Origin of the sequence: Nocardia sp. NPDC051750, from assembly GCF_044453135.1 — a bacterium.
Taxonomy (GTDB): domain Bacteria; phylum Actinomycetota; class Actinomycetes; order Mycobacteriales; family Mycobacteriaceae; genus Nocardia.
Window position 1 is genome coordinate 773,061 of the sequence record NZ_JBITCK010000003.1, and the last position, 22,593, is coordinate 795,653.

21 protein-coding genes are annotated in these 22,593 nt (G+C 67.4%); 9 read left to right on the top strand and 12 right to left on the bottom strand.

The features are described 5' to 3' along the window. The first annotated feature begins 91 nt into the window (after positions 1-91). Genes ACIA75_RS16815 through ACIA75_RS16830 form a run of 4 tightly spaced genes read left to right on the top strand, consistent with a single transcriptional unit; the run spans position 92 to position 5,898 of the window. On the top strand, positions 92-574 hold the full coding sequence (locus tag ACIA75_RS16815) for a Zn-ribbon domain-containing OB-fold protein (RefSeq protein ID WP_397104684.1): 483 nt from the start codon (positions 92-94) through the stop codon (positions 572-574). Then, on the top strand, positions 571-1,755 hold the full coding sequence (locus tag ACIA75_RS16820; RefSeq protein ID WP_397104686.1) for a thiolase C-terminal domain-containing protein: 1,185 nt from the start codon (positions 571-573) through the stop codon (positions 1,753-1,755). The genes ACIA75_RS16815 and ACIA75_RS16820 overlap by 4 nt, the downstream gene beginning before the upstream one ends. A 28-nt stretch (positions 1,756-1,783) precedes the next feature. Further along, positions 1,784-3,232, top strand: a complete 1,449-nt coding sequence (locus ACIA75_RS16825) for an aldehyde dehydrogenase (protein WP_397104688.1) — start codon at positions 1,784-1,786, stop codon at positions 3,230-3,232. 29 nt (positions 3,233-3,261) lie between these two features. Beyond that, a complete protein-coding gene (locus ACIA75_RS16830) occupies positions 3,262-5,898 on the top strand; it encodes a CaiB/BaiF CoA transferase family protein (protein ID WP_397105360.1) in 2,637 nt (878 codons plus the stop codon). Between the two features lie 220 nt (positions 5,899-6,118). On the opposite strand, the gene ACIA75_RS16835 is transcribed toward ACIA75_RS16830, so the two are convergent. Genes ACIA75_RS16835 through ACIA75_RS16855 form a run of 5 tightly spaced genes read right to left on the bottom strand, consistent with a single transcriptional unit; the run spans position 6,119 to position 10,819 of the window. After that, positions 6,119-7,183, bottom strand: a complete 1,065-nt coding sequence (locus ACIA75_RS16835; protein ID WP_397104691.1) for a branched-chain amino acid ABC transporter permease — start codon at positions 7,181-7,183, stop codon at positions 6,119-6,121. After that, positions 7,180-8,064: a branched-chain amino acid ABC transporter permease gene (locus ACIA75_RS16840; RefSeq protein ID WP_397104693.1), complete on the bottom strand. Its 885-nt coding sequence runs from the start codon at positions 8,062-8,064 to the stop codon at positions 7,180-7,182. The genes ACIA75_RS16835 and ACIA75_RS16840 overlap by 4 nt, the downstream gene beginning before the upstream one ends. An 18-nt stretch (positions 8,065-8,082) precedes the next feature. Beyond that, positions 8,083-8,790 (bottom strand): ABC transporter ATP-binding protein, encoded by a 708-nt coding sequence (locus ACIA75_RS16845; RefSeq protein WP_397104695.1) that lies wholly within the window; start codon positions 8,788-8,790, stop codon positions 8,083-8,085. Continuing rightward, positions 8,787-9,587 carry an ABC transporter ATP-binding protein gene (locus tag ACIA75_RS16850; protein ID WP_397104697.1) on the bottom strand — a complete coding sequence of 267 codons (801 nt, stop codon included), beginning with the start codon at positions 9,585-9,587 and terminating at the stop codon, positions 8,787-8,789. Before ACIA75_RS16850 ends, ACIA75_RS16845 begins: the two co-directional genes overlap by 4 nt. Continuing rightward, the gene (locus ACIA75_RS16855; RefSeq protein ID WP_397104699.1) at positions 9,584-10,819 is read right to left on the bottom strand and encodes an ABC transporter substrate-binding protein; all 1,236 of its coding nucleotides are present in this window, start codon (positions 10,817-10,819) and stop codon (positions 9,584-9,586) included. The genes ACIA75_RS16850 and ACIA75_RS16855 overlap by 4 nt, the downstream gene beginning before the upstream one ends. A 594-nt stretch (positions 10,820-11,413) precedes the next feature. On the opposite strand from ACIA75_RS16855, the gene ACIA75_RS16860 reads away from it, so the two are divergent. Together ACIA75_RS16860 and ACIA75_RS16865 are read left to right on the top strand one after the other, a co-directional pair. Next, a complete protein-coding gene (locus tag ACIA75_RS16860; RefSeq protein WP_397105362.1) occupies positions 11,414-12,319 on the top strand; it encodes a cyclase family protein in 906 nt (301 codons plus the stop codon). Positions 12,320-12,370: 51 nt separating this feature from the next. After that, positions 12,371-13,903, top strand: a complete 1,533-nt coding sequence (locus ACIA75_RS16865; RefSeq protein ID WP_397104701.1) for a long-chain-fatty-acid--CoA ligase — start codon at positions 12,371-12,373, stop codon at positions 13,901-13,903. Between the two features lie 235 nt (positions 13,904-14,138). On the opposite strand, the gene ACIA75_RS16870 is transcribed toward ACIA75_RS16865, so the two are convergent. Genes ACIA75_RS16870 through ACIA75_RS16895 form a run of 6 tightly spaced genes read right to left on the bottom strand, consistent with a single transcriptional unit; the run spans position 14,139 to position 19,949 of the window. After that, positions 14,139-15,509, bottom strand: a complete 1,371-nt coding sequence (locus tag ACIA75_RS16870) for a phosphotransferase family protein (RefSeq protein WP_397104703.1) — start codon at positions 15,507-15,509, stop codon at positions 14,139-14,141. Continuing rightward, on the bottom strand, positions 15,500-16,678 hold the full coding sequence (locus ACIA75_RS16875; RefSeq protein WP_397104705.1) for an acyl-CoA dehydrogenase family protein: 1,179 nt from the start codon (positions 16,676-16,678) through the stop codon (positions 15,500-15,502). Before ACIA75_RS16875 ends, ACIA75_RS16870 begins: the two co-directional genes overlap by 10 nt. Further along, positions 16,675-17,055 carry a nuclear transport factor 2 family protein gene (locus ACIA75_RS16880; protein WP_397104707.1) on the bottom strand — a complete coding sequence of 127 codons (381 nt, stop codon included), beginning with the start codon at positions 17,053-17,055 and terminating at the stop codon, positions 16,675-16,677. The genes ACIA75_RS16875 and ACIA75_RS16880 overlap by 4 nt, the downstream gene beginning before the upstream one ends. Positions 17,056-17,105: 50 nt before the next feature. Next, positions 17,106-18,026 (bottom strand): hydroxymethylglutaryl-CoA lyase, encoded by a 921-nt coding sequence (locus ACIA75_RS16885; protein ID WP_397104709.1) that lies wholly within the window; start codon positions 18,024-18,026, stop codon positions 17,106-17,108. Further along, positions 18,023-19,282 carry a CaiB/BaiF CoA transferase family protein gene (locus tag ACIA75_RS16890; RefSeq protein WP_397104711.1) on the bottom strand — a complete coding sequence of 420 codons (1,260 nt, stop codon included), beginning with the start codon at positions 19,280-19,282 and terminating at the stop codon, positions 18,023-18,025. The genes ACIA75_RS16885 and ACIA75_RS16890 overlap by 4 nt, the downstream gene beginning before the upstream one ends. 34 nt (positions 19,283-19,316) lie before the next feature. Further along, positions 19,317-19,949, bottom strand: coding sequence for a TetR/AcrR family transcriptional regulator (locus ACIA75_RS16895; protein WP_397104713.1), 633 nt, complete (start codon positions 19,947-19,949; stop codon positions 19,317-19,319). A 107-nt stretch (positions 19,950-20,056) separates the two neighbouring features. Here ACIA75_RS16895 and ACIA75_RS16900 point away from each other — a divergent pair, with 107 nt between their 5' ends. The 3 genes from ACIA75_RS16900 (at position 20,057) to ACIA75_RS16910 (ending at position 21,854) form a co-directional block, all read left to right on the top strand. Next, a complete protein-coding gene (locus ACIA75_RS16900; protein ID WP_397104715.1) occupies positions 20,057-20,623 on the top strand; it encodes a VOC family protein in 567 nt (188 codons plus the stop codon). An 18-nt stretch (positions 20,624-20,641) separates the two neighbouring features. Beyond that, positions 20,642-21,280: a carboxymuconolactone decarboxylase family protein gene (locus tag ACIA75_RS16905; RefSeq protein ID WP_397104717.1), complete on the top strand. Its 639-nt coding sequence runs from the start codon at positions 20,642-20,644 to the stop codon at positions 21,278-21,280. Between the two features lie 364 nt (positions 21,281-21,644). Then, positions 21,645-21,854, top strand: coding sequence for a hypothetical protein (locus tag ACIA75_RS16910; RefSeq protein WP_397104719.1), 210 nt, complete (start codon positions 21,645-21,647; stop codon positions 21,852-21,854). A gap of 205 nt (positions 21,855-22,059) precedes the next feature. Here the strand turns inward: ACIA75_RS16910 and ACIA75_RS16915 are convergent, their stop codons facing one another. Beyond that, positions 22,060-22,578, bottom strand: a complete 519-nt coding sequence (locus ACIA75_RS16915) for a helix-turn-helix domain-containing protein (RefSeq protein ID WP_397104721.1) — start codon at positions 22,576-22,578, stop codon at positions 22,060-22,062. Positions 22,579-22,593 lie beyond the last annotated feature (15 nt).

Below are 22,593 nucleotides of genomic sequence, written 5' to 3' on the forward strand. Positions count from 1 at the left end.
CGTAAGGCCCCCGCTCGTGCCCGATGGGCACGGTGTGGGCGGGTCCGGTCTGGAGTCGGGAGCGGAGCGTAATTCCGCAAGCCCCCCGGTCGTGCCCGATGGACAGAGCACGAGCGAGTCGGGACCGGAGACGGTGCCGCCCCGTGGCCTGCCCTGGGGTCCCGCCGAGGACGGGCTGGACCGGCCGTACTGGGACGGTCTGGTCGCGGGCGAGCTGCGCTTGCAACGTTGCGGGCAGTGCGGGGTGTGGATCTGGGGCCCGCAGTGGATCTGCGGTGCCTGCCATACCTTCGAGCCCGGCTGGCAGGCAGTCGAACCCGTGGGCACCGTATACACCTGGTCACGCAGCCACTACCCGTTCATCACCGAACTCGCCGACCGGATTCCGTATGTGACAGTCCTGGTGGAGCTGCCCGCCGCCGGTCATCGCCGGGTTCTCGGAATCCTCACCGGCGACGATGCCGAGGCCGTCCGGATCGGTGAGCGGGTCGTCGGGCATATCGAGCTCGGCGAGGGCGCGACCTGGCCGCTGCTGCGGTGGCGGCGGGAAACCACAGAAGGAGCACGGTCGTGACCGGTTCGTTGCTGCGCGGAGCGGCCGCGGTGGTCGGCGTCGCGGATCTCCACTACAAACGCGGCGCGGCGCCGCACGGTGAACTGCGGATGACCCTCGAGGCGATCGTCGCGGCCTGCGCCGACGCCGGGATCTCGCCGCGTGAACTCGACGGTTTCGTGTCCTACGCCGGTGGCGGCCACGACGGCGCGATACTCGGCGGGGCACTGGGAGTCGACGAGGTGCGCTGGTCGAACATGATGTGGGGCGGTGGTGGCGGTACCGTCGCCGCCGCGATCAACAATGCGGCGGTGGCCATCGCCACCGGCCAGGCCGAATGTGTCGTTGTGTTCCGGTCGATGGCCCAGCAGGACACCGGACGCCTCGGCTACGCGAAATACTTCTACGGGCCGCACTATCTCGCGCACGGCGTCGGCTCGCCCGCCCAGGTCTGTGCCCTGCGCACCCAGCGCCTGCTCGAACACGACGGTGTCCCGCGCGAGGCGATGCGGGCCCTGGTGCTCGCCGCGTACCGCCACGCCCAGAACAACCCGGAGGCCGCCGGCTACGGCAAACCGCTCGACGAGCAGACCTACGAAGCCTCCCGGATGATCACCGAACCGTTCCACCTCTTCGACTGCTCCCGCGAGAGCGACGGCGCGGTCGCGCTGGTGCTGGTATCGGCCGAGCGAGCCAAGGCGATACGCGCCGACGCCGCATATGTCCTGGCGGGCGCCCAGGGTGCGCCCGGCGGCTATTCCTCGATCATCGACAACGACGACCTCTACACGAGCGCGGGATTCGCGGGCCGGCCGGGCCGCCATGGAGTCGCCGACCGCCTCTGGGCCGCAGCGGGTCTGGGTCCCGAGGATGTCGACGTCGTGCAGGTCTACGAGAACTTCAGCGGCCCCGCGGTGTCCGCCCTGATCGACCACGGGTTGGCCCCGGCGGGCCCGGCCGCGCGCGAGGTCCTCACGGTCGACAACCTCACCGCGGGAATCGGGAAACTGCCCGTCAACACCAGCGGCGGGAACATAGCGGATTCGTTCGTCAACGGTATGGGACTGGCTGTCGAAGCCGTCCGCCAGATCCGCGGCACGTCGACCAATCCCGTTGCCGACGCGCGTATCTCGCTGTTCGTCGGCGGGCCGATGGCGCCGCTGGTCAGCTCCACGCTGTTCGGTCGCGAAGACACCCTCTGAACCACCTCCGCACCAACCGAGGACGGATATGGACACCACCACTCTGGACCGCCGCGCCCTGTTCATCGGCGGCGAATGGGAGAAGCCGCAGACCGAGGCAACCGTCGAGGTGATCGAGGCGGCCACGGAAACGGTACTCGGCACTTCGGCATCGGCCACGGCAGCCGATATCGATGCCGCCGTAGCCGCGGCACGCCGCGCGCTGCCGGCCTGGCGGGCGTTGAGCTCGACCGACCGCGCGGAGCACCTCGACCGGTTCGCCGCCGCGCTGCGCAGCCGGGCGAAGGACACCGCCGCCCTGGCCACCCGGGAAAACGGCATGCCCATCGCATTGTCGATCAATGTCAACGGGTACGCCCCGAGCCTCATGGTGAGCTACTACGCGAACGCGGTCCGCGGCACCGAACGGGACGAGGTGCGGCCGAGCGCTTTCGGCGGTCGCACGGTGGTGCGCCGGGACTCGGTCGGCGTCGTCGCCGCGATCACGCCGTGGAACTACCCGCAGTCGCTGGCGGCGATGAAACTCGCCCCCGCACTGGCCGCGGGTTGCACAGTGGTGTTGAAGCCGGCGCCCGAAACTGCCTTGGACGCCTATGTTTTTGCCGACGCCGCGGTGGAGGCCGGGCTCCCGCCCGGGGTTTTGAACATTGTCGTGGGCGGGCGGGAGGCCGGAGCCCATCTGGTCGAGCATCCGGGTGTCGACAAGGTGGCCTTCACCGGCTCCACGGCGGCCGGTCGCGCTATCGGCGAAGTGTGCGGGCGGCTGCTGCGGCCGGTCACCCTCGAACTCGGCGGCAAATCCGCGTCGATTGTCGCCGCCGATGCCGACCTCGAGGTGTTCGCGGCGAACCTGCTCGAGGTGTCGCTGGTGAACAACGGGCAGACCTGCCACGCCGGCACCCGTATTCTCGCACCGCGCAGCCGCTACGCGGAGGTGGTGGAGGCGGTCACCGAAACCGTACGCGGCCTGCGGATCGGCGACCCACTGGACCGCGCGACCCAGATCGGGCCGCTGGTGAGCGCCGCCCAGCGCGACCGGGTCCTCGGTTTCATCGAATCGGGACGATGGGACGGCTATCGGATCACCACCGGTGGTGGTATCCCCGCCGACCTGCCCACCGGCTGGTACGTCGAGCCGACGGTGTTCGAGGGTGTGCACAATTCCGCGCGGATCGCGCAGGAGGAAATCTTCGGTCCGGTACTGACCATCACTCCCTACGACGGTGAAGCGGACGCCATCGAAATCGCCAACGACTCCCGCTACGGACTCGGTGGCACCGTGTGGACCACAGACGAGGAACGCGGGCTGGCGATTGCCGACCGAATCGAGTCGGGCACGGTCGGCGTCAATCACTACCAGCTCGACCTCGACGCACCGTTCGGCGGCGTCAAGGATTCCGGCCTGGGCCGCGAGTTGGGTCCGGAAGGACTCGCCCCCTACTACACCGCGAAATCCGTCTACTTCGGAACGCGATGAGCGCCATGGCAGAACGAACGGAGCCGACGATGACCCTGCCGCTGCACGGCGTCCGTGTCCTCGACCTCACCGACGGACTGGGCGAATCCTGCGGACGCTACCTCGCCGACCTCGGGGCGGATGTTGTCCGTATCGAACAACCCGGCGGGTCGTATTCACGGTCCGCCGAACCCGTCGTGGATGGGGTGAGTATCCCCTTCGCGTTGCGCAATGCGAACAAGCACGCGATCACCGCCGACCTCACCACCGAGGCCGGCCGAGAACGGTTGCGCGAACTGGCCGGTACCGCGGATATCCTCATCGAATCCCAGCCACCCGGCCGGTTGACCGGCCTCGGCGTCAGCCCCGACGAGATGCGTTCCGGCGCACCGAGTTTGGTGTGGGTGTCGATCAGCGGTTTCGGCCAGGACGGACCCTATCGCCACTGGCAGACCACCGAACCCGTCCTGTACGCCATGTCCGGTGTGCTGTCCCGGTCCGGTGCGCCGGGCGCGGAACCACTGCTGCCGCCCGCCGGACTGATCGAGGAAACGGTGGGCGTCCACGCCGCCTGGGCCGCATTGCTGGCCTACCACCGGCGCCTCGACACGGGTGCGGGTGACATGGTCGATCTCTCCGCATTCGAAGCGATCGTGCACGGTTTCGATCCCGGATTCGGTACGCAGGGGTCCGCGGCGGCCGGACGGTCGGAAGACTTCCCGCGCGGCCGTCCCGACGCGGCGAACTTCTATCCGGTGTTCCCGTGCCGCGACGGTCAGGTCCGGATCTGCATGCTGGCGAAACGGCAATGGCGCGGAATGTTCGAATGGCTCGGTTCGCCCGCCGAATTCGCCGACCCGAAATACGACACCATCCCCGCTCGTTTCGCCGCGGCGGACACCCTGCACCCGCTGATCGAGAAACTCTTCGCCGAGCACACCCAGGCCGAACTCGTGGCCGAGGGAGCCCGGCGCGGTGTTCCGGTCGGGGGAGTGCACACGCTGACCGAGGTACTCGAAACGGAACACTTCGCCGCATCCGGCGCTCTCATGGACGCCGAAATCGGCTCGGGCCTGCGCGCGCGGGTCCCGTCGGGCTATGTCTCGTTCGACGGTCGCCGGGCCGGGTTTCGCACGCCGGCACCTGAACTCGGCGAATATGACGATGCTGCACCCCTGCGGGGTGCCTCCGGATACCCCACCGGCGGCGCCACGGATGAGCACGGATCGTCCGGTACCGGCGCCGGCGTGCCGGAGTCCATGATCGCGGGCGGCGAATCGACCCGTAGCGGCGGTGTCCGGTCCGGCTCCCGTACACCGGCTCCTGCAGGAACCGGCCACGAACCAGCCCGCACTGGCGAAGCGAGGCTCGGTGTGGGCTCGGCGGATTCCGCAGTCGACCGGCGCGATCCGGCGCCCACCGGGGCCGCCGACTCGGCCCCGCTCGCGGGCCTGCGTGTGTTGGACCTGGGGGTCATCGTCTTCGGGGCCGAACTCAGCCGGCAGTTCGCCGACTACGGTGCCGACGTCATCAAGATCGAGAACGCGAACTTCCCGGACGGCCTGCGCCAATCCCGGCGCGGTTCCGCACTCGCCGCCTCCGTCGCCTGGGGACACCGCAACAAACGCAGCCTCGGCCTGGATCTGCGCAGCGCCGACGGTATCGCGGTGTTCCGGCGGCTGGCCGCGGACGCCGACGTGGTGCTCGCCAATTTCAAACCCGGCACGCTCGCCTCGATGGGCCTGTCCTACGACGTGCTCGCCGAACTCAACCCGCGCCTGGTCGTCTCCGAATCCAGCGCGTTCGGAAGCGCCGGACCCTGGCGCGCCCGCCTCGGCTACGGCCCCCTCGTCCGTGCCTCGTGCGGTGTCTCCGCCCTCTGGCGCTACCCGGCCGACGCGGAACTACTGTGCGACGGCCAGACCGTCTATCCCGACCATATCGCCGCCCAGGTCACCGCGGTCGCGGTTCTCGCCACCTTGATCGGCCGCCGCCGCACCGGCCGCGGTACGCATATCGAAGTGGCACAGGCCGATACGTCCCTCGTCCATCTCGGCACCCAGCTGGTGACCGAGGCCCTGCGCCCGGGTACGGTCACCGCGCCCGGCAACGCCGATCCGTACGCGGCCCCGAGCGGTGTCTACGCCTGCGCGGGTGACGACGAATGGTGCGTCGTCACCGTGCACGACGACCACCAGTGGGCCGCGCTGTGCGGGGTACTCGATCGGCCAGAGCTCGTGTCGGACAATCGGTTTGCGACTGCTGCGTACCGGATCGCGAACCGAGCGGAACTCGATCGGATCGTCGCCGCCTGGCTCCGCGACCGCAACCCCCAGGAGGCCGCCGCCGAACTACAAGCGGAAGGCGTTCCCGCCGGAGCGATGCTGCGACTCCCACAACTGCTCACCGACCCGCAACTGACTGCCCGCAGGTCCTACACCCGGGTCGAACACGACCAGCTACCCATGAGCCTGCCCGCCGCCGCCCGCGCGGCCGTATTCACCGGCGTAGCCGATCCCCCGACCCGTCAGGCGCCGCTTGCCGGGGAGCACACCCGGGAGATCTGCACCGAGCTGGGCATGGACAGCGCCGCGATCGAGGCGCTGATCGGGTCCGGGGTCCTCCAGCCCTCGGGTACGGATACGGCGCCTACGCGGGAGGCGAAAGCGGGCCCGCCGGTGCGATGAACCGAAGGTAGCCAGTACACCGCCGTGCGCCGGAATCGGAACGTTGGAACACTTCACCTGTGAGGTCCTCGATCTTCCTGGCTCGGCACGCCCAGTCCGTCCCACCCACTCCGAACGGGCCCACTGAGTATCAGCGGCCGCTGACCGAGGCAGGCAGAACCCAGGCCGACCAGCTCGCCGTTTCCTTCGCGTGCACTGGTCGGACTCGGATGCCAGGGCATCACCCGGTCCTTCCGAGAGGCCGTGCCGGTTCCTGCCGTATACCGGCTGGAATACGGCGACACCGGCGTCCGGGGATGCGCGCGATCACCGGCCCCAAACCCCACCGCACGAGGCTGATCACGCCATAGGGAAGGACAAAGATGAACAGGATCAACGCCGCACCGTAGGTGATTCCCGCGGCCGACTGATTGATGTCCGCAGTCCACTGGGGGACATACACGACGAAGAAGGCACCGAACACCACGCCCGGGACCGTGCCGAGGCCGCCGATGACGATCATGGTGATGAAGGCGATCGCGAGCGGTAGCCCGAACGCCTCCGGTCCCACGTACTGGACGACAAAGCTGTAGAGCACCCCGCCGGCGCCGGCGAGCGCGGCACTGAACGCGAAGACCGTCGTCTTGGTCCGGGTAGTGGGCACACCGAGCGTGGTGGCGACCGCTTCGTAATCGCGGATCGCGAGCAGTGAGCGCCCGATGCGGCCGGTGGCGAGCCTGCGCACCACCAGGTACGCGACGAGTGCCACGGCCAGACACAGGTAGTAGACCCACTGATCTCGTTCCAGTCCGGTGAACTCCGGTGCTTCGGCGGCGAAGATATTGATTCCCGCATGCCCGTCCGTGACATGTTCGAACCGTTTGATGACTGCGGGCGTCACCAGCGCGAGCCCCAGAGTGGCCAGCGCCAGTTGGAGTCCGTGCAACCGCAGGGCCGGTAACCCGAACAGATAGCCCACGAGGTAGCAGACTGCGAATGCCAGCGGGATCAGGAGTGGATACGGCACACCGTGGTTCTCCACGAGTACAGCGCTCAGGTATGCGCCGAGCGCGAAGAAGAATCCGTGGCCCAGCGAGATCTGACCGGTGTTGCCGGTCAACAGGTTCAGTCCGAGTCCGACGACGATGTAGACCAGCACCATCGACCGGTCGAAGTTCACGAACGGCGCGGATACCAGCGGTGCGACCGCGGCGACGAGAACGACCAGGATCACCGTCGCGCGGGAAAGCCACACCGGCGCATCGAGTTCGGCGCGTGGCCGGCGGAGTTTGTCCAGGATGCTCATACCCGGGCCACCTTCCGGGCGCCGAACAGACCCTCGGGTTTCAGCAGCAGCACGCCGAGGATGAGGACGAGCGCCACCGCCTGTTTGAAATCGTGGCCGATCCAGGAGATATAGGTACCGGCGAGATTTTCGGCTACTCCCACACACAGCCCGCCGACAATCGCACCGACCGGACTGTCGAGTCCGCCCAGGACCGCGGCGGCGAAGGCATAGATCAGCGACGCGACCAGCATATTCGGTTGCAGGAAAAGCTGTGGTGCCGCCAGGGACGCGGCGAGCGCGCCGATGGCGGCGGCCAGTCCCCATCCGATCATCAACATCCGGCCGACCGGCACTCCCACGAGTTGTGCGGAATCCGGGTTGCCGGCGGCCGCCCGCATCGCCAGGCCCACCCGGGTCCGCTGGAACAGCCCGAACAGCACTGTGGCGACGACCACCACGGCGGCGACGATCACCACGGACTGCCGGGACATCACCACCGGGCCCAGCGTGATCACCGGCCCCGAGAGGATCGGCGGGAACTCCCGGCTCTGCACGCCCCAGATCCACCCGGCCGCACTGTTGAGCACGAGCATCAGCCCGAGCGTGATGATGACCAGCGGCATATGGTTCGGTGATCCGGCGAGTGGCCGGATCAGCACCCGTTCGGCGACGGCGCCGCCGAGGAATGCCACTGCCATCGCTCCCATGATCGCGAGGTACAGCGGGGCACCCCACTGATGGAATTGCCACGCGAAGAACGCGGAGAACATCGCCATCTCACCCTGGGCGAAATTGACGATCCCGGACGCCCGATAGACCAGGACGATGCTGAGCGCGAACGCGGCGTAGAGCGCGCCCCAGGTCAGCCCGTCCAGCACTTGTTGCAGAAATACCTGCATGACCAACTTCTCCTGTGCTCAATATCCGAGATACGCGCGCCGCACCGACTCGTCGTGGGCGAGCTGCTCCGCGGGACGCTGGGCGACAACGCGACCGGCGTCGACGAGTACCGCCGACGTTCCGATCTCGAGCGCGAGGTGTGCGTTCTGCTCGACGACGAGAATCGTGGTGCCCGTGTCCTTGTTGATCCTGGCGAGCGTCCGGAATACCTCCTGGGTGATGCGAGGCGCCAGCCCGAGCGAAGGCTCGTCGAGCAGCAGCAATCGCGGTCCGGCCACCAGGGCGCGGGCGATAGCAAGCATTTGCTGTTCGCCGCCGCTGAGTCCGGCCGCCTGCTGCCGCCGCCGCTCCCGCAGCCGCGGGAAGAAGTCGTACCATCGGTCGATCGCCCGTTCGGCGGCCGCGGCGGAGGTCGTGTACCCGCCGATCCGCAGGTTCTCCTCGACGGTCAGGTCGCCGAATGTTCCGCGCCCCTGCGGAACGTGTGCGACGCCGAGGCGGGCGATCCGATCCGTGCGTAGACCGGCGATATCGCGACCGTCGAACACGATCCGCCCGGTGGTGTGCACCATCGCGCAGATCGACCGCAGGATGGTGGTTTTCCCTGCGCCGTTCGCGCCGAGGACCACCGTCACCTCGCCGGCCGATACGTCGAAGTCGATACCGTGCAGCACTTCCGCACTGCCGTAACGGGCGTGCAGCCCCTGGACACTGAGCAGGTTCACGCGGCACCTCCCAGGTACGCCTCGACGACTTCCGGATGTGCCGCCACCTCGGCGGGTTCGCCCTCGGTGACCTTCTGGCCGAAGTTGAGAACAACGACCCGGTCCGAGATCGACATCACCATGGCCATGTGGTGCTCGACCAGCAGCACCGAGAATCCCCGCTCGTCGCGCAGGGTGCGGACCGTCTCGGCGAGTTCGAGCACCTCCTCGTGGATGAGCCCGTTCGCCGGTTCGTCGAGCATCAGCAGTGCCGGCTGTTGCATCAGGGCGCGGGCGAGCTCGACCCGTTTGAGGGTGCCGTAGGGCAGGTTTCCGGCCGGTTCCGATCCGAGGTGGGCCAGCTTCATCGAGTCGAGCAGCGACCATGCCTGTTCGCGTTCCCGGCGCTCCTCCCGCCGCGTCGGCGGCAGTCCGAGCGCGGTGCGGACGAATCCGGCCCGGGTGCGGGAGTACGCCCCGGTGAGTATGTTGTCGACCACCGACAGCGTGGGGAACAGGCCGATGTTCTGGAAAGTACGGGCGATTCCGGCGTCGGCGATTCCGGCCGCAGGCAGGGTCAGCAGGTCGGTGTCACCGAAAGTGATACGCCCCGAATCCGGTTGGTAGAGGCGGCTGATGCAGTTGAACAGAGTCGTTTTGCCCGCGCCGTTGGGCCCGATCAGCCCCACGATACGGCCGGGTTCGATGGTGAACGAGGGCCCGTCGAGCGCGACGACGCCACCGAAGCGCAGGCGCACCTCCTCGACGCGCAGTGCGGGTACTGTCCCGGCGGCTCGAACGTCCGGCACGGTGCTCATCCCTGTGTGCTGCGGGTGACCACAGCGTCGTAGTGCCAGCTGCCGTCCCGGAACGTCATCGGCGCCATCGAGGTGATCACGTACGGGTAGTCCGGGGTGGTGTCGAAGGTGACGCCGTCGATGGACAGATCCGTGGTCACACCCCGCATGTTCCCGACGGCATCGAGCAGATCGGCGCGGGTGCAGCCCTTCATCTGTTCGAGGGCGGTGACGAGCAATTGCGCGGTGTTGTAACCGGTGGCCGCGATGGTGTCGGTGGTTTTGATCTTCCCCGCGTTGCGTTCGGCGAAGGCTCGCCAGTTCTGCACACCCGGATGGGTGTCGTGTTCGCGGCTGCTGACGTCGTAGATCCAGTAGAAGGAGTGGATTCCCTCGGCGGCTCCGAGACCGGCCGGTGCGAGTACGAAATTGGTATCGGTGGCACCCGAGTAGATGTAGGTGTCGGGCTTCCAGCTCAGTTCGTTCGCTTTCTTCAGCGACTGGGTGACGAAGCTCGCGGTGGCGAAATTGACGAAGACATCGGCACCGGAACTCGCCAGGTTGACGATCTGTGAGTCCACCGATGGCGTTGTCTGCTCGTACGATTGCTCGGCAACGATCCGGGTTCCGCTGCCCTCGAGCGCGGACTTCAGTGCGCTCAGGCTTCCGGCTCCGAGGCTGTCGTTCGGGTAGAGCACCGCGATCTTCGCCTGCGGATGGTCGCGCAGGATCTGTTCGGCCCGCTCCGATACCTCCCAGCCGGTCTGCGGATTCACCGCGCCGGCGACCACGGGTCGCTCGTCGAGCTTGGTGAGCAGTTCGTCGGTGCCGGTCATCGGAAACACCAGCGGCACGTCCTTCTGCGTCAGGTAGTCGACGACTGCGAGGGTCGAGGGCGTCCCGATCAGATTCTGGATGGCGAACACCTGCTCCTGTTCGACCAGCGACCGCACATTGCCGACGGTCCGGGCGGGGTCGTAGCCGTCGTCCAGTGCGGTGTAGCTGATCGTGCGTGATTTTCCGTCGCCCATGGCGACTCCGCCCGCGGCATTGATCTCGTCGAACAATGCCGTAGCCGCGGCGGCCTGCGCGCCGGCCACGGACTGCATGAGGCTGGTGCCGAACCTGATCTCGGTATCGGTGATACCGGGATCGCAGTCGCCCGATGTCGTCGCGGTGTCGCGACCCGAGCACGCGGTGAGGGCGGCGGCGGCGCACAGGGCGGTCAGGCCCACGGCGAGAGTACGTTTCATGGTCGCTCCCAGAGGTGAGGGGTACGGAGGCGGGGCAGGATCACCGCTTCGCGGGCTGCGTGACCGATGCGCATATCTCGGTGATGGACGCGGTCATGCTGCCTCCTCGGCACTTCCCAGCACTGACGTGACAGTCATGTCAGCTTTAGGGAGTGTGACCGGGAACACCGGCACTGTCAACTGGCTGCAACGGCGCGTATCGGCCGCGTGGCCGGGGGGGTGGGGGATGTGTGGCAGTCCACCGGTGGTTTTCGCTGCGATGGCAACCGTCCGGCGGCGGTGGGGTGGGGTACGCGTCGCAGAGCGAAGGGTGGTCCGCCGCTCGATGTCATGCCGAAGCCGTTGTCGCCGACTCTGGGGATGGCCCTCTCGGTTGGTCCCGTGGTGTGGGGCGCCCGCAATCCGTGCAGCGTCCATTCGTGGTCGGCTCTTGTTGTGTGGCGCTCGTCGCGTGCCGTCGGAGATGTCCGGAGCCCCCGGCCGACGGCGGGCTCTTGACAGGTGGGCGTGTCAGCGATCACACTTGGCACGAAAGCTGACATGACTGTCACGTCATTATCTGTTCAGGAGGCATCGGTGCCTGCAGTTCCCGATATGCGCGCGCTCGGCCGAGAAGTGAGCAACTGGGGTCGCTGGGGGAGTGACGACGAGCGGGGGACCACGAATCTCATCACGCCGGAGCGGGTTGCGGCCGCAGCCGGTCTGATCCGGACCGGACAAGTTTTTCCGCTGGGTATTCCCCTCGACGGTGACGGTCCGCAGCCCGGGGGCCTGCGTATCAATCCGATCCGGTTGATGTCCGAGAACGGCCAGGAACAGGTGCTTCCCGGCGGCTTCAAATGGGCAGACGACTACGTCTTCATGCCGTTACAGGCGGGTTCGCAATACGATTCGCTCGCCCACGTGCACTACGACGACCACCTCTACAACGGTTTTCCCGGAGACGGTGTTTCTGTCAAGGGCGCCGGCAAATGCGGTATCCACACCCAGTCGGCAGGAATTGCCGGGCGCGGTGTCCTGCTCGATATCGCGCAGGCACGCGGCGTGGACTGGCTCGAGACGGGTACCGCGATCGGACCCGCGGAACTCGACGACGTCGCCGCGGCCCAGGGCGTCACAATCGGGGCCGGCGATATCCTGCTGATCCGGACGGGCTGGCGCAAGAAATTCCTGTCCGACGGCGATGCCGCCGGGTTCATGGCCGGCGAACCGGGACTGAGCCTGAACTGTGCGACCTGGCTGAAGGAACGCGATGTGGCAGTCGTCGGCTCGGACAACTGGGCCGTCGAGGTGATGCCAGGCGAGAATCCAGGGTCCGCATTCGAACTCCATATGGTGCTCATCCGGGATATGGGCCTGACCCTCGCCGAGATGCTCGACTTCGAGGATCTGTCCGAGGCGTGTGCCGCCGACGGCCGATACGACTTCTTCTACGCCGGCCCACCTCTGCAATTCACCCGTGGTATCGGCTCACCGATCAATCCGTTGGCGATCCGATGAGGGCGGGCACTGACACGATCATGATGCTGCGGTGGGAAGGGGGCAGAGTTCGTGCTGGTCGGTGACATCGTCGAATACGGCGCTCGCAAACATCCGGACCGGATCGCATTGCGGTTCGAAGACCAACGGATCGGCTACCGGGAATTGCGTGATCGCAGCCGCCGGCTCGCCAATGCCCTACTCGGGGTGGCCGCGCCGGGGGACAGGGTCGCCGTACTCTCCCCCAACTGCACGGAGTACTTCGACTGTTACTACGGCGTACCGATGGCGGGTATGGCGCTGACCATCCTGAATTTCCGGTCCCATCCGGATCAGGTGGCGGCGCTGCTGCGGCACTCGGAATCCGGGGTCCTGATCGTCGCCGAGGAGTTCGCCGATCTGGTGGCGCGGATACGCGCGGAGATCCCTGCCGTGCACACCGTGATTTCGATCGGAGGCCCGATCGAATCCGCCACGGCGTGGGAGGAATTCGTGGGCGGAGCCCTGCCCGTGGAACCACCGGTACGACCGGCCGCCGACGATACCGCCTGGCTGGTGTACACCAGCGGGACGACCGGTATGCCGAAGGGCGTGATGCTCAGTCATCGCAACCTGCTCGCCGGGATCACCTCGTCGGCGCTGCAATGGGAACTGCCCGAGGACACGGTGTTCCTGTTCTGTTTCCCGCTGTGCCATGTGGGTGGATATGTCACGCTCGTCAACCATCTCCTGGGCGCCACGGTCGGAATCCTGCGGACCTACGACAACGCCACATTCCTCCGGTTGGTCGACGAATGGCAGGTCACCCAGACCGGTTTGGCGCCGACGATGATCAGCTTCCTGCTTCGGGATCCCGCGCTGGACACCAGCTCGCTGGACACGTTGCAGGCGGTCGGATACGGGTCGGCGGCGATTCCGGCTGCGGTGCTGCGGGAGGGGTTGCAGCGGTTCGGCTGCGACTTCTACCAGGGCATGGGTATGACCGAACTCGCCGGCAACGTCCTGCATCTGGATGCCGCGGCGCATCGCCGGGCGGCCGCCGGCGAAACCGGCCTGCTGATGTCGGCGGGCAAACCGATGCGGCTGGCCGATATCCGGATCGTCGACGACGAATTCGCCGACGTCGCGGTCGGTGAAATCGGCGAGATGGTCGTGCGCGCCGATCAGGTGACGGTCGGCTACTGGAACGATCCGCAGGCGACGGCCACCGCCTTCACCGACGGATGGTTCCGCACCGGTGATTTGGTCCGGCAGGACGACGAGGGTTTCGTCTACATCGTCGACCGGAAGAAGGATCTCATCATCAGCGGTGGCGAGAACGTCGCCTCGCTCACCGTGGAGCAGGCGCTGTACCGGCATCCCGCGGTCGCCGAGGCCGCCGCCGTCGGTGTTCCCGACGAAACGTGGGGCGAGGTGGTCTGCGCGGTTGTCGTGCCGCGGGCCGGAGTGACCGTAGCGGCCGCCGATATCATCGCCGGCTGCCGGGAGCACCTCGCCGGTTTCCAGGTACCGCGACGCGTCGAATTCGTCGATGCGCTGCCGAAGAACGTGACCGGGAAAATCCTCAAACGAGAACTACGCGAGCGGTTCTCACTCGAGGGATGAGGGAACGAGGCCGGCCGGGTGGACACCACCCGGCCGGCCTCGCTGTACGGAGATCCAGTGCACGGGCAGAGGAACGGCTCGGTGACGAACTACCCGGCGCGGTTCCACTACGGTCGTCACAACACTCTTGACGGGGCGGATGCCTTCTGTGCAGTTCCGCGCCCGACCGCGGCGTCGAGTGCGCCGCCCGGTTCGGCCAGTCAGCCTCGTATGCGGTGCCGGATTTCCGGAGGGATCAGCCGAGCCGGCGCGGGTTCGCCACCTGTAGCCTCGCCTCGACGGCGGCGGTCACCGTACTGCGGACCCGTTCGTCCGCGACCGAGAGTGCACCCGAACGGAGCCGTTCGGCCAGGGTCGCTTCGGACGGGCAGTCGAGGGCGCGCAGCATCTCGTGCAACCGTTCCGTGGGTCCGGAACCGGCTCGTAGCTCCCGGCCACCGATCTGGAGCAGCGAAGCACAGATACGCAGGAGATAGCGTTGCGCGCCGGCGTCCCCCGGTAGGGCAGGGCTGATCTCGGCGGTGAGCGTTTCCGCCACGATATCGAGGATCTCGGTGAGATCCGGGCGATCGTGGACTGTGGGCGCCGAGGTGTGTGGTGTGCTGTCGCCGGGACCGGTCTCGAGCAGGCCCAGAACATCGAGCAGGTCGTACTCGGATTCACAGACCCGGCGACCGATAGCGGCCAGCTCGAGCGAATGTTCGGTGCCGCCGAGATGGCGTTCGGCCTGGAACCGGCTCAGCACCAGCCATTTCAGTGTGCCGAATACCTCCCACCAATGCAGTTCGGCCGCCGACGGCCGGCCGCCGGTGGCACGCCGGTAGCCGTCGAGGAGCTGATCGCGGGTGCCGAGCCCGCCCACCGGTGCCGTCGCGCCGAAACGCCAGGCGCGAACGCAGAGCCAGCCCAGGTCTTCGATCGGGTTGCCGAGATGGGCCAGTTCCCAGTCCAATACGCCACGGATGCCGTCGGCGTCGATCAGCAGGTTTCCCAGCCGGAAGTCCCCGTGCACGAGGCCCGCCGGTCGATCGGGTGGCCGGTTGTCACGTAGCCACCGCAGGCCGATCTCCACGGCCGGCCGTGGTTCGGCCAGGTCACGATAGGTTTTCTCGATGGCGTCCAGCGGGTCGCGGTCGTCCAGTGCGGTGAGCGTCGTCACAGGCGTGCGATGCACCAGACCCAGCACGTAACCGAAGTCTTCGGCGAGATGGGTACGGACGGAGGCGAAGTGAGGATCGCGTAGTAGCCTGCGTGGGAGCGCCTCGCCGGGAACGGTGTTCATCACCAGGTACGGGGCATCGATTCCTGGCGCGGTGTCGCCGGAGGCGAGAACCTCGGGCACCGGTACGCCGGCCGCCGCGGCGGCGCGCAGACACGCCACTTCGGCGCGCATCCGGTCGATCTCACCCCGGCCGGGCGGATCCCGGCGCAGCACAGCGCTGATCTCGCGGCCTGCCGAATCGGTGGCACGCACGGCGTATATCTCGCGGCTGGCGCCACCGGTGAGCCGGCGCACCTCGGCACCGGTGAGTTCGGTGCCGGTGACGGCGGCCAGGACGGCACGTACTCCGTCGGCGAGGGTCTCCGGCGGCGTCGTCACAGCCATGGTGCGGCCCCGGGGTCGCGCAGCAGGCGCCGAGCGGTGGACATCCGGTGCACCTCGTCGGGGCCGTCGTAGATGCGCGCGTACCGTGCCTGCCGGTACATGCGCTCCAGCGGAGTGTCGGCGGTGAGGCCGAGTGCGCCGTGCACCTGGATCGCGCGATCGATGACATCGTGCAGCATCCGGGCGCCCCAGAACTTCACCAGGCCGACGCGTACGCGGTAGTCCTCCCCGGCGTCCATCGCCCGCGCGGCATCCAGGGTCATGAGTCGCGCCGCGTGGATCTGGGCGGCGGATTCGGCGATATAGCGATGGACCTCGCCCTTCTCCGCGAGTACCGACCCGTGCGCGAAACGACTGTTGGCGCGGTCGCACATCAGTTCGTAGGCGCGCTGGGCCTGGCCGAGCCAGCGCATACCGTGGAAGATCCGGCCGGCACCGAGCCGGTCCTGGGCCACCGCAAAGCCTTTACCGCGTTCGCCGAGCAGATAGTCCAAGGGGACGCGGACATCGGTGAGGCGGACCTCGTAATGATCACTGGGGTCGTGCCCCATCGTCGGGATCGAGCGCACGATCTCGAAACCCGGCGTATCGGACGGCACGATGATCGCGCTGATCCGGGCATGCCGGGGCGCGCTGTCGGGCTCGGTGCGGGCGAACACGGTGCAGAACGCCGCCTGTTCCGCACCGGTGGTGAACCATTTGTGCCCGTTGATCACCCAGGTGTCACCGTCGGCTACCGCGCGAGTTTCGATCAGTGTCGGGTCCGAGCCCGCGACCTCGGGTTCGGTGAGCCCGACCGACGGCAGGATATCCCCGGACACCAGTCCGGGGATCCAGCGCCGCCGCTGTTCCCCGGTGCCGTGCAGATGCAGCATCAGTGTGTCCTGCATCGATACCGAACCGACCGCCAGCTGCCCGAACTCGGAGCGGCCGATGATCTCGTTGAGGTAGACGAAGTCGAGGAACGGCAGACCACCACCGCCGACCTCGGCAGGATGGCCGAGTGCCCAGAGGTCGAGTTCCTTCGCTCGCGCGCGCAGACCCGCGAGAGTTTCCCGGGCGGAGTCGTCGTCGCGGACGAGCACCGGTTCGCTCGGGATGACCTCGTTGTCGATGAAACCGCGCATTCGCGCGGTGAGTTCGGTGATCCGGGTGTCCAACGTCGTCATCCCTTCCGGCCGGTGAATTCGCGCAGCGGCCGGGTCGCCGCCGAGTCGACGTATTCGTCGATCCGGATGATGCGCCCGTCACGGACCTCGACGAACAGGCAAGCCGCTACCTCGAGCAAACCGTGTCCGGGAAGTCCGCCACGCAGGACATGCTGCTGGGCGAAGCCGGCGGGCAGTGGATATCGGCGGATGTCCTCGTAGCGCATATCGACGAGGGTCCGCGAAAGCCAGCGCAGAACCCGCAGATTCTCGGTGACGGTTTCCTCGGTGCCTTTGTCGTTGTGCCAGATCCGGGCGTCCGGAGCGTACAGCTCGGTCAGAGTCGCTTCATCGCCCGCGCTGACAGCGGCGAAGAAACGATCGGCCAGATCGTTCATCGGAAATCCTTTTCTTTCGGCATGACCGGTGGCATGGCCTCCGGCAGTGTTCAGCGTCCCGGGGCGGACGAGGGAAGCAGGCGCCCACCGGCGCGGAGCAGGTTGCTGTCTGCGGGCCGGCCGAGCAGATCGGCGGCGAGGTTCGCCGCCGCGAGGGTCGCGGGCAGGTCGATACCGGTGGTGATACCGCTGTCCTCGAACAGGTAGGTCAGTTCCTCGGTGGCGATATTGCCGCCGGCGCCCGGCGCGAAGGGGCAGCCACCGAAACCTCCTGCGGCGGCATCGAATCGGCGGATCCCGTGCAGATAACCCGACCACGCATTGGCCAGGCCCTGGCCCCGGGTGTTGTGCAGATGCAATCCGATCTCCACAACGGGGACCGCGGCACGCACGAGGTCGACGACCTCGGCGGTCCGGTGCGGGGTTGCCGTGCCGACGGTATCGGCAACGGAAAGGCTGTCGGCACCGGCGGCTCGGGCCCGCGCCGCGATCTCGGCTACCCGGTGTGGCGGCGTCGGCCCGTCGAATGGGCAGTCGAACGCGATCGCGATGATCACTTCCAGCTCGCCGCCCACGCGGTGCACCATTTCCGCGACAGGGGCGATGAGCGCGATCGACTCTTCGCTGGTGCGCCCGACGTTGGCGCCGCTGTGCCCGTCGGAGGCCGACACCACGTACTCGAGCCGCGTCATGCCCGCGGCCAGCGCCCGCCGGACCCCGCCGAGTCCGGCGACCAGCGCGGAGAACTCCACGTCCGGCCAGCGGTGCAACTCGGCCGCCACCAGTTCGGCATCGGCGAGCGCCGGAACAGCGCGCGGAGATACGAACGAGGTGACCTCGATCCGGCCGACTCCCGTGGCGACCAGCGCCGCGATCAGCCGGAGTTTGGCATCGGTCGGAATCGGCGCCTCGATCTGGAGACCGTCGCGCGGTCCGACCTCGCGGATAGCGACCTGTGCCGGTGCGTTCATGCGATCGTTCCTTGTGCGTGCAGTTCGCTGAGCCGGTCCGTGGTGTAGCCGAGGATTTCGCCGAGGACCTCGTCGGTGTGCGCACCCGGGCGGCCGGGGCCACCCCAGCGGACCCCGCCCGGTGTTTCGCTCAATCTGGGTACCACGCCGACACCTTTCACCGGTACCGGGTCGTATCCGGGATCGGTGGGCGGGACCGAGGGGTCGTGATGATCGACGAAGAGGCCGCGCGCGAGAAACTGTGGATCGGCCATCACCTCGGCGACCGTGTTGACCGGTCCGGCTACGACACCGGCCGCGGCCAGCAGGTCGATGAGTTCGGCTGCGGTGAACTCCGCGGCCCACGCCGCGATGATCTCGTCGAGCTCGTCCTGGTTACGGCCCCGCGCAGTGTGGTCGATATAGCGCGGGTCGGTAGCGAGTTCCGGCCGGCCCATGGCTGCCGCCAGCCGCCCGAACACGGTGTCCTGGTTGGCCGCGATGATGACCCACAAGCCGTCCTTCGCGCGGTACAGATTCGAGGGTGCGATCCGGTCCAGCCGGGTGCCCGAGGGCTGCCTGATATGCCCGGTCTTGTGGTAGTCGGGCACCGTGGACTCCTGGATCGCGAGGGATGCCTCGGTGAGCGCAGCATCGACGATCTGCCCGCGCCCGGTGCGTTCTCGCACCAGCAGGGCGGCCAGAACACCTTGGAACGCGAACATCCCGGCGAGGCTGTCGCCCAGCGACAGGGCGATGCGGGGCGGCGCCTGGCCCGGAAACCCGTTCAGATAGCGGAGCCCGCTGACGCCCTCGGCGACCGAGGCGTAGCCCGGCCGGGAGGCATAGGGGCCAGTTTGGCCGTAGCCCGATACCCGGGCGAGTACGAGTCCGGGCGAGACCGCGGTCAACACGTCGTAGCCGATTCCCCAGCGCTCCAACGTCCCCGGCCGGAAGCTTTCCACCACCACATCGGCGGTGCAGACCAGCTCGAGAAAGATCTCACGGCCCGCGTCGGTCCGCAGATCGATTCCGACGCAACGCTTGTTGCGGGCATGGACCGTCCAGAAATACTGGTGGCCGCCTTCGGCCTGGCCCCATTCGCGCAGCGGGTCCGGCCGGTCCGGGGCTTCGATCTTGACGACGTCCGCGCCGAGGTCACCGAGCAGCCGGCCGCAGTAGGGGCCCGCGATGAGGGTGCCCAGTTCCAGGACGCGATAGCCCTCGAGCGGCCCGCGCGGCGGTGCGTCCGCGCCCGATCGCGAATCCGTTGTCATTATGTGCCTCCTCGAGACGGCAGAGCTGCGCCGGTCAGGGCTTTCGGTTGAGCTGGAGCGCGCCGACACACATCTGATCGAGCGTCGCCAGCAATGCTTCTTCGTCGGCGTCCTCGCCCTGGATCAGCCACAGGTACAAGGTGTGGTCGACCATGGCGGACATGGCGCGGGCAGCCAGCTCGGGGTCGAGACCGGCAGGTACCAGGCCTTCGGACTGCCAGCGGGAGATCGCCCGGGCCGTGCGGTCGATCAGCTGGCGGCGGTGCTCGTGCCGGAGCAGCCGGAACTCCTCGTTGAAGGTCGCAACCTGTTCGATGATCGCCATCATGGGTGCGTTGCGCCGGTATGCCTGGTAGTAGGACCGGTTCGAGGCGATCAGGCGTTCGGCGGGGGAGAGATCGGCCGCCGCGGGCTCGCGGCGGTGCATATCCTCGAACAGCCGGTTGCTCAGCTCTCCGAAGACATCGTCCTTCGATTCGAAATACCGATAGAAGGTGCCGTACGAGACGCCGGCTTCCTGGGCGATCAGTTCCACCCGCGCGTCGAGGAAACCGACCGATTCGAAGACGCGACGGGCCGCGTCCAATAGAGCGTCACGCGTCTTGCGTCCCCGCGGGGTCAGGGTGTCGACCGAGGCGGGGGAACTGTTGACAGATGACTTCGCCACAGGACAGACTATTCCCGAAGCTGACATGACTGTCAAGTCATGTTCTGGCTGTGTCGACTGCCGATACGGCCGGTTGCGCGCCATTCTCGTCCATTGGAAGGATTGCTGTGAACGCCACCAACCCGAGGTACGAACTACGCGGAATCAACCATCTGGCGCTGGTGTGCTCCGATATGCGCCGGACCATCGACTTCTACACGGGCGTACTCGGTATGCCGCTGGTCAAGACCATCGAACTGCCCGGAGACCTGGGACAGCACTTCTTCTTCGACTGCGGAAACGGGAATACGCTCGCCTTCTTCTGGCTCGCCGACGCCCCCGACGCGGCACCGGGCGTGGCAGCGCCCAAGGGCCTGCCCGACGCGGGCGAACTCGTGAGCGCGGTCGGTTCGATGAACCACGTCGCCTTCGCCGTCCCGCCGGAGAAGTTCGACGAGTACTACGAGCAGGTGCGGGCCGCGGGGATCCAGGTCAGCCGCGTACTCAATCACGACGACAGTCGCGCCGGAGTCTCCCGGGAGGTGCACCCGGGCACCTTCGTGCGCTCCTTCTATTTCCAGGACCCCGACGGCGTACTGCTGGAATTCGCCTGCTGGACGCGCACCTTCACCGAAGGCGATATCTCGCACGAACCGAAGACCGCCGCCGACCGCCGCGTCCCCACATCCCACTGAACCGAAAGGAGCACCACCGTGCCCAGATTGCGTGAAGTACCCCGTGCCGAAGTCACCGACGAGCGGATCCTGTTCTACTACGACCGGCTCTTCGGGCCGGACAAGGACCCGGCCGTCGATCACGGCACCGTCCATGCCACCCCCGGCGACTGGTGGACGGTATTCGCCCAGTCGCCCGACGTATTCCGCCACGCTGTCCGAGGTTTCGCCGTCTACCGCAACGCTACGCTGGACCCGACCCTGCGCGAACTCGGTCAGAGTCGCGCCGGCTTCACCCGCGGCAGTCAGTTCGTTTTCTCGCAGCATTGCAAGCAGATGCGGTCGCTCGGGGTCCCCGAGGAAAAGATCACGGCCATCCCGCATTGGCAGGTCAGCGATATCTTCACCCCGCTGGAACGAGCTGTGCTGGCCTACACCGACGCGCTCGTCTACGACGGCGGCCGGGTACCCGACGAGGTGTTCGAGGTACTGCGGGATGCGTTGAGCGATAAGGAGATTCTCGAACTCACCTACATCACCACGCTGTACGACATGCACGCGACGATCTGCCGTGCCCTACGGCTCGAATACGACGATCGGCCGGAGCAGATCGAAGAGGTGCGGTTGCCGGAAGGTGTGCAGGCCCGGGATCTCTCCGCGGATCTGTCCGGGGGCTGAGTGGGCGGCGCGGAAGAGTCCTGGTGGGAGGTGCGTCGAATGCATCGCCGCTGAACAACCCCCTCACCGAACCCGGCGACCGATTGAGCCGTATTGGAGTACTGCTCGGTATCTCAGCGGCCGGGACAATACCGTAACCAGCGGGACAATTGACAGAGTGGCGGCAAGTCTTGCACAACTGGGGAAGTAGGCAGCCGGGGTGATGAGGTCGCGGCCCGCGACCGCGACCCCCAGGAAGCCGCCGCCGAACTACAGGCGGCGGGCGTTCCCGTCGGGGCCATGCTGCGACTCCCGCAACTCCTCACCGACCCGCACCTGACCCCCCCGTGCGACCTACACCGGGGTCGAACACGACCACTTACCCATGAGCCTGCCCGCCGTCGCCCGCGCGGCTGTGTTCACCGGTATCGCCGACCCTCCGACCCGTCAGGCGCCGCTTGCCGGGGAACATATCCGGGAGATCTGCGCTGAGCTCGGCATGGACAGCGCCGACATCGACGCGCTGATCAGGGCCGGGGTCCTCCAGCTCTCGGCTTCGGATACGGCGCCGATGCAGGAGGCTGCTGCGAAGTAGTCGGCCGGCGTCTTCTGACGCTCCAGGTTCGCGGCTGACAATCCAGTACGGGTCGGCCGAACCGTTCTCGGCAGCCGCTTGCATCGCCGGGGACAGGGTCTGTTGATTGCTCGGCTCTGTCTCATTGTCGGTGGCAGTGGATTCGGGTACTCCGCCACTCCGGACGCTCCCACCTCGGCGCAGGCGTGTCGCTGCCCCGGTATGGTCAGCGGTCCGGCACGAGAATGGTCGACATGATCCGGCGTGTGCGGCCGTCTCGGGGGTGCAGGTAGGGTTCCAGGAAACGCGCGAAACCAGCGGCGAACTCGGCCATCTCGTCGTCGGCGACCCAGATCGCGCTCTGCCGCAATGCGAGGCCGTCTCGTTCGGGGTCGATATCCTCCCGTCCGAGATAGCGGTCCATATCGCCGGAGATCCCCGCGACGAACACCGTGAAGAACGCCCGCACCTGGTCGGCATCCGCACGCTCCGAATCGCTGTGCTCAGGGCCGAGTCGCAGGGTCCGCTCGGTGGTGCCGCGCACTTTCCGCTCGGCGACGACCCGCACGATCCCCGCCTCGATCAGGACGTTGACATGCCGGTAGAGGGTGGCGTGCGTGATATCGGGCAGCTGTTCGGCCAGTTGCCGGGTGGTCAGCTCCCGGCCGATCAGAGCCTGTGCGATACGCCACCGGACGGGTTGATGCATCACCGCCGCGAGTGTGGGCTTTTGCTGCTGGGCCACCCATTGCTCCTTGGT

Excerpts from the sequence above, each read along its gene's own strand:
- ACIA75_RS16825 (WP_397104688.1), top strand. The coding sequence starts at position 1,784 with ATGGACACCACCACTCTGGACCGCCGCGCCCTGTTCATCGGCGGCGAA.
- ACIA75_RS16830 (WP_397105360.1), top strand. The coding sequence starts at position 3,262 with ATGACCCTGCCGCTGCACGGCGTCCGTGTCCTCGACCTCACCGACGGA.
- ACIA75_RS16835 (WP_397104691.1), bottom strand. The coding sequence starts at position 7,183 with ATGAGCATCCTGGACAAACTCCGCCGGCCACGCGCCGAACTCGATGCG.
- ACIA75_RS16840 (WP_397104693.1), bottom strand. The coding sequence starts at position 8,064 with ATGCAGGTATTTCTGCAACAAGTGCTGGACGGGCTGACCTGGGGCGCG.
- ACIA75_RS16850 (WP_397104697.1), bottom strand. The coding sequence starts at position 9,587 with ATGAGCACCGTGCCGGACGTTCGAGCCGCCGGGACAGTACCCGCACTG.
- ACIA75_RS16855 (WP_397104699.1), bottom strand. The coding sequence starts at position 10,819 with ATGAAACGTACTCTCGCCGTGGGCCTGACCGCCCTGTGCGCCGCCGCC.
- ACIA75_RS16860 (WP_397105362.1), top strand. The coding sequence starts at position 11,414 with ATGCGCGCGCTCGGCCGAGAAGTGAGCAACTGGGGTCGCTGGGGGAGT.
- ACIA75_RS16870 (WP_397104703.1), bottom strand. The coding sequence starts at position 15,509 with ATGGCTGTGACGACGCCGCCGGAGACCCTCGCCGACGGAGTACGTGCC.
- ACIA75_RS16875 (WP_397104705.1), bottom strand. The coding sequence starts at position 16,678 with ATGACGACGTTGGACACCCGGATCACCGAACTCACCGCGCGAATGCGC.
- ACIA75_RS16880 (WP_397104707.1), bottom strand. The coding sequence starts at position 17,055 with ATGAACGATCTGGCCGATCGTTTCTTCGCCGCTGTCAGCGCGGGCGAT.
- ACIA75_RS16885 (WP_397104709.1), bottom strand. The coding sequence starts at position 18,026 with ATGAACGCACCGGCACAGGTCGCTATCCGCGAGGTCGGACCGCGCGAC.
- ACIA75_RS16890 (WP_397104711.1), bottom strand. The coding sequence starts at position 19,282 with ATGACAACGGATTCGCGATCGGGCGCGGACGCACCGCCGCGCGGGCCG.
- ACIA75_RS16910 (WP_397104719.1), top strand. The coding sequence starts at position 21,645 with ATGAGCCTGCCCGCCGTCGCCCGCGCGGCTGTGTTCACCGGTATCGCC.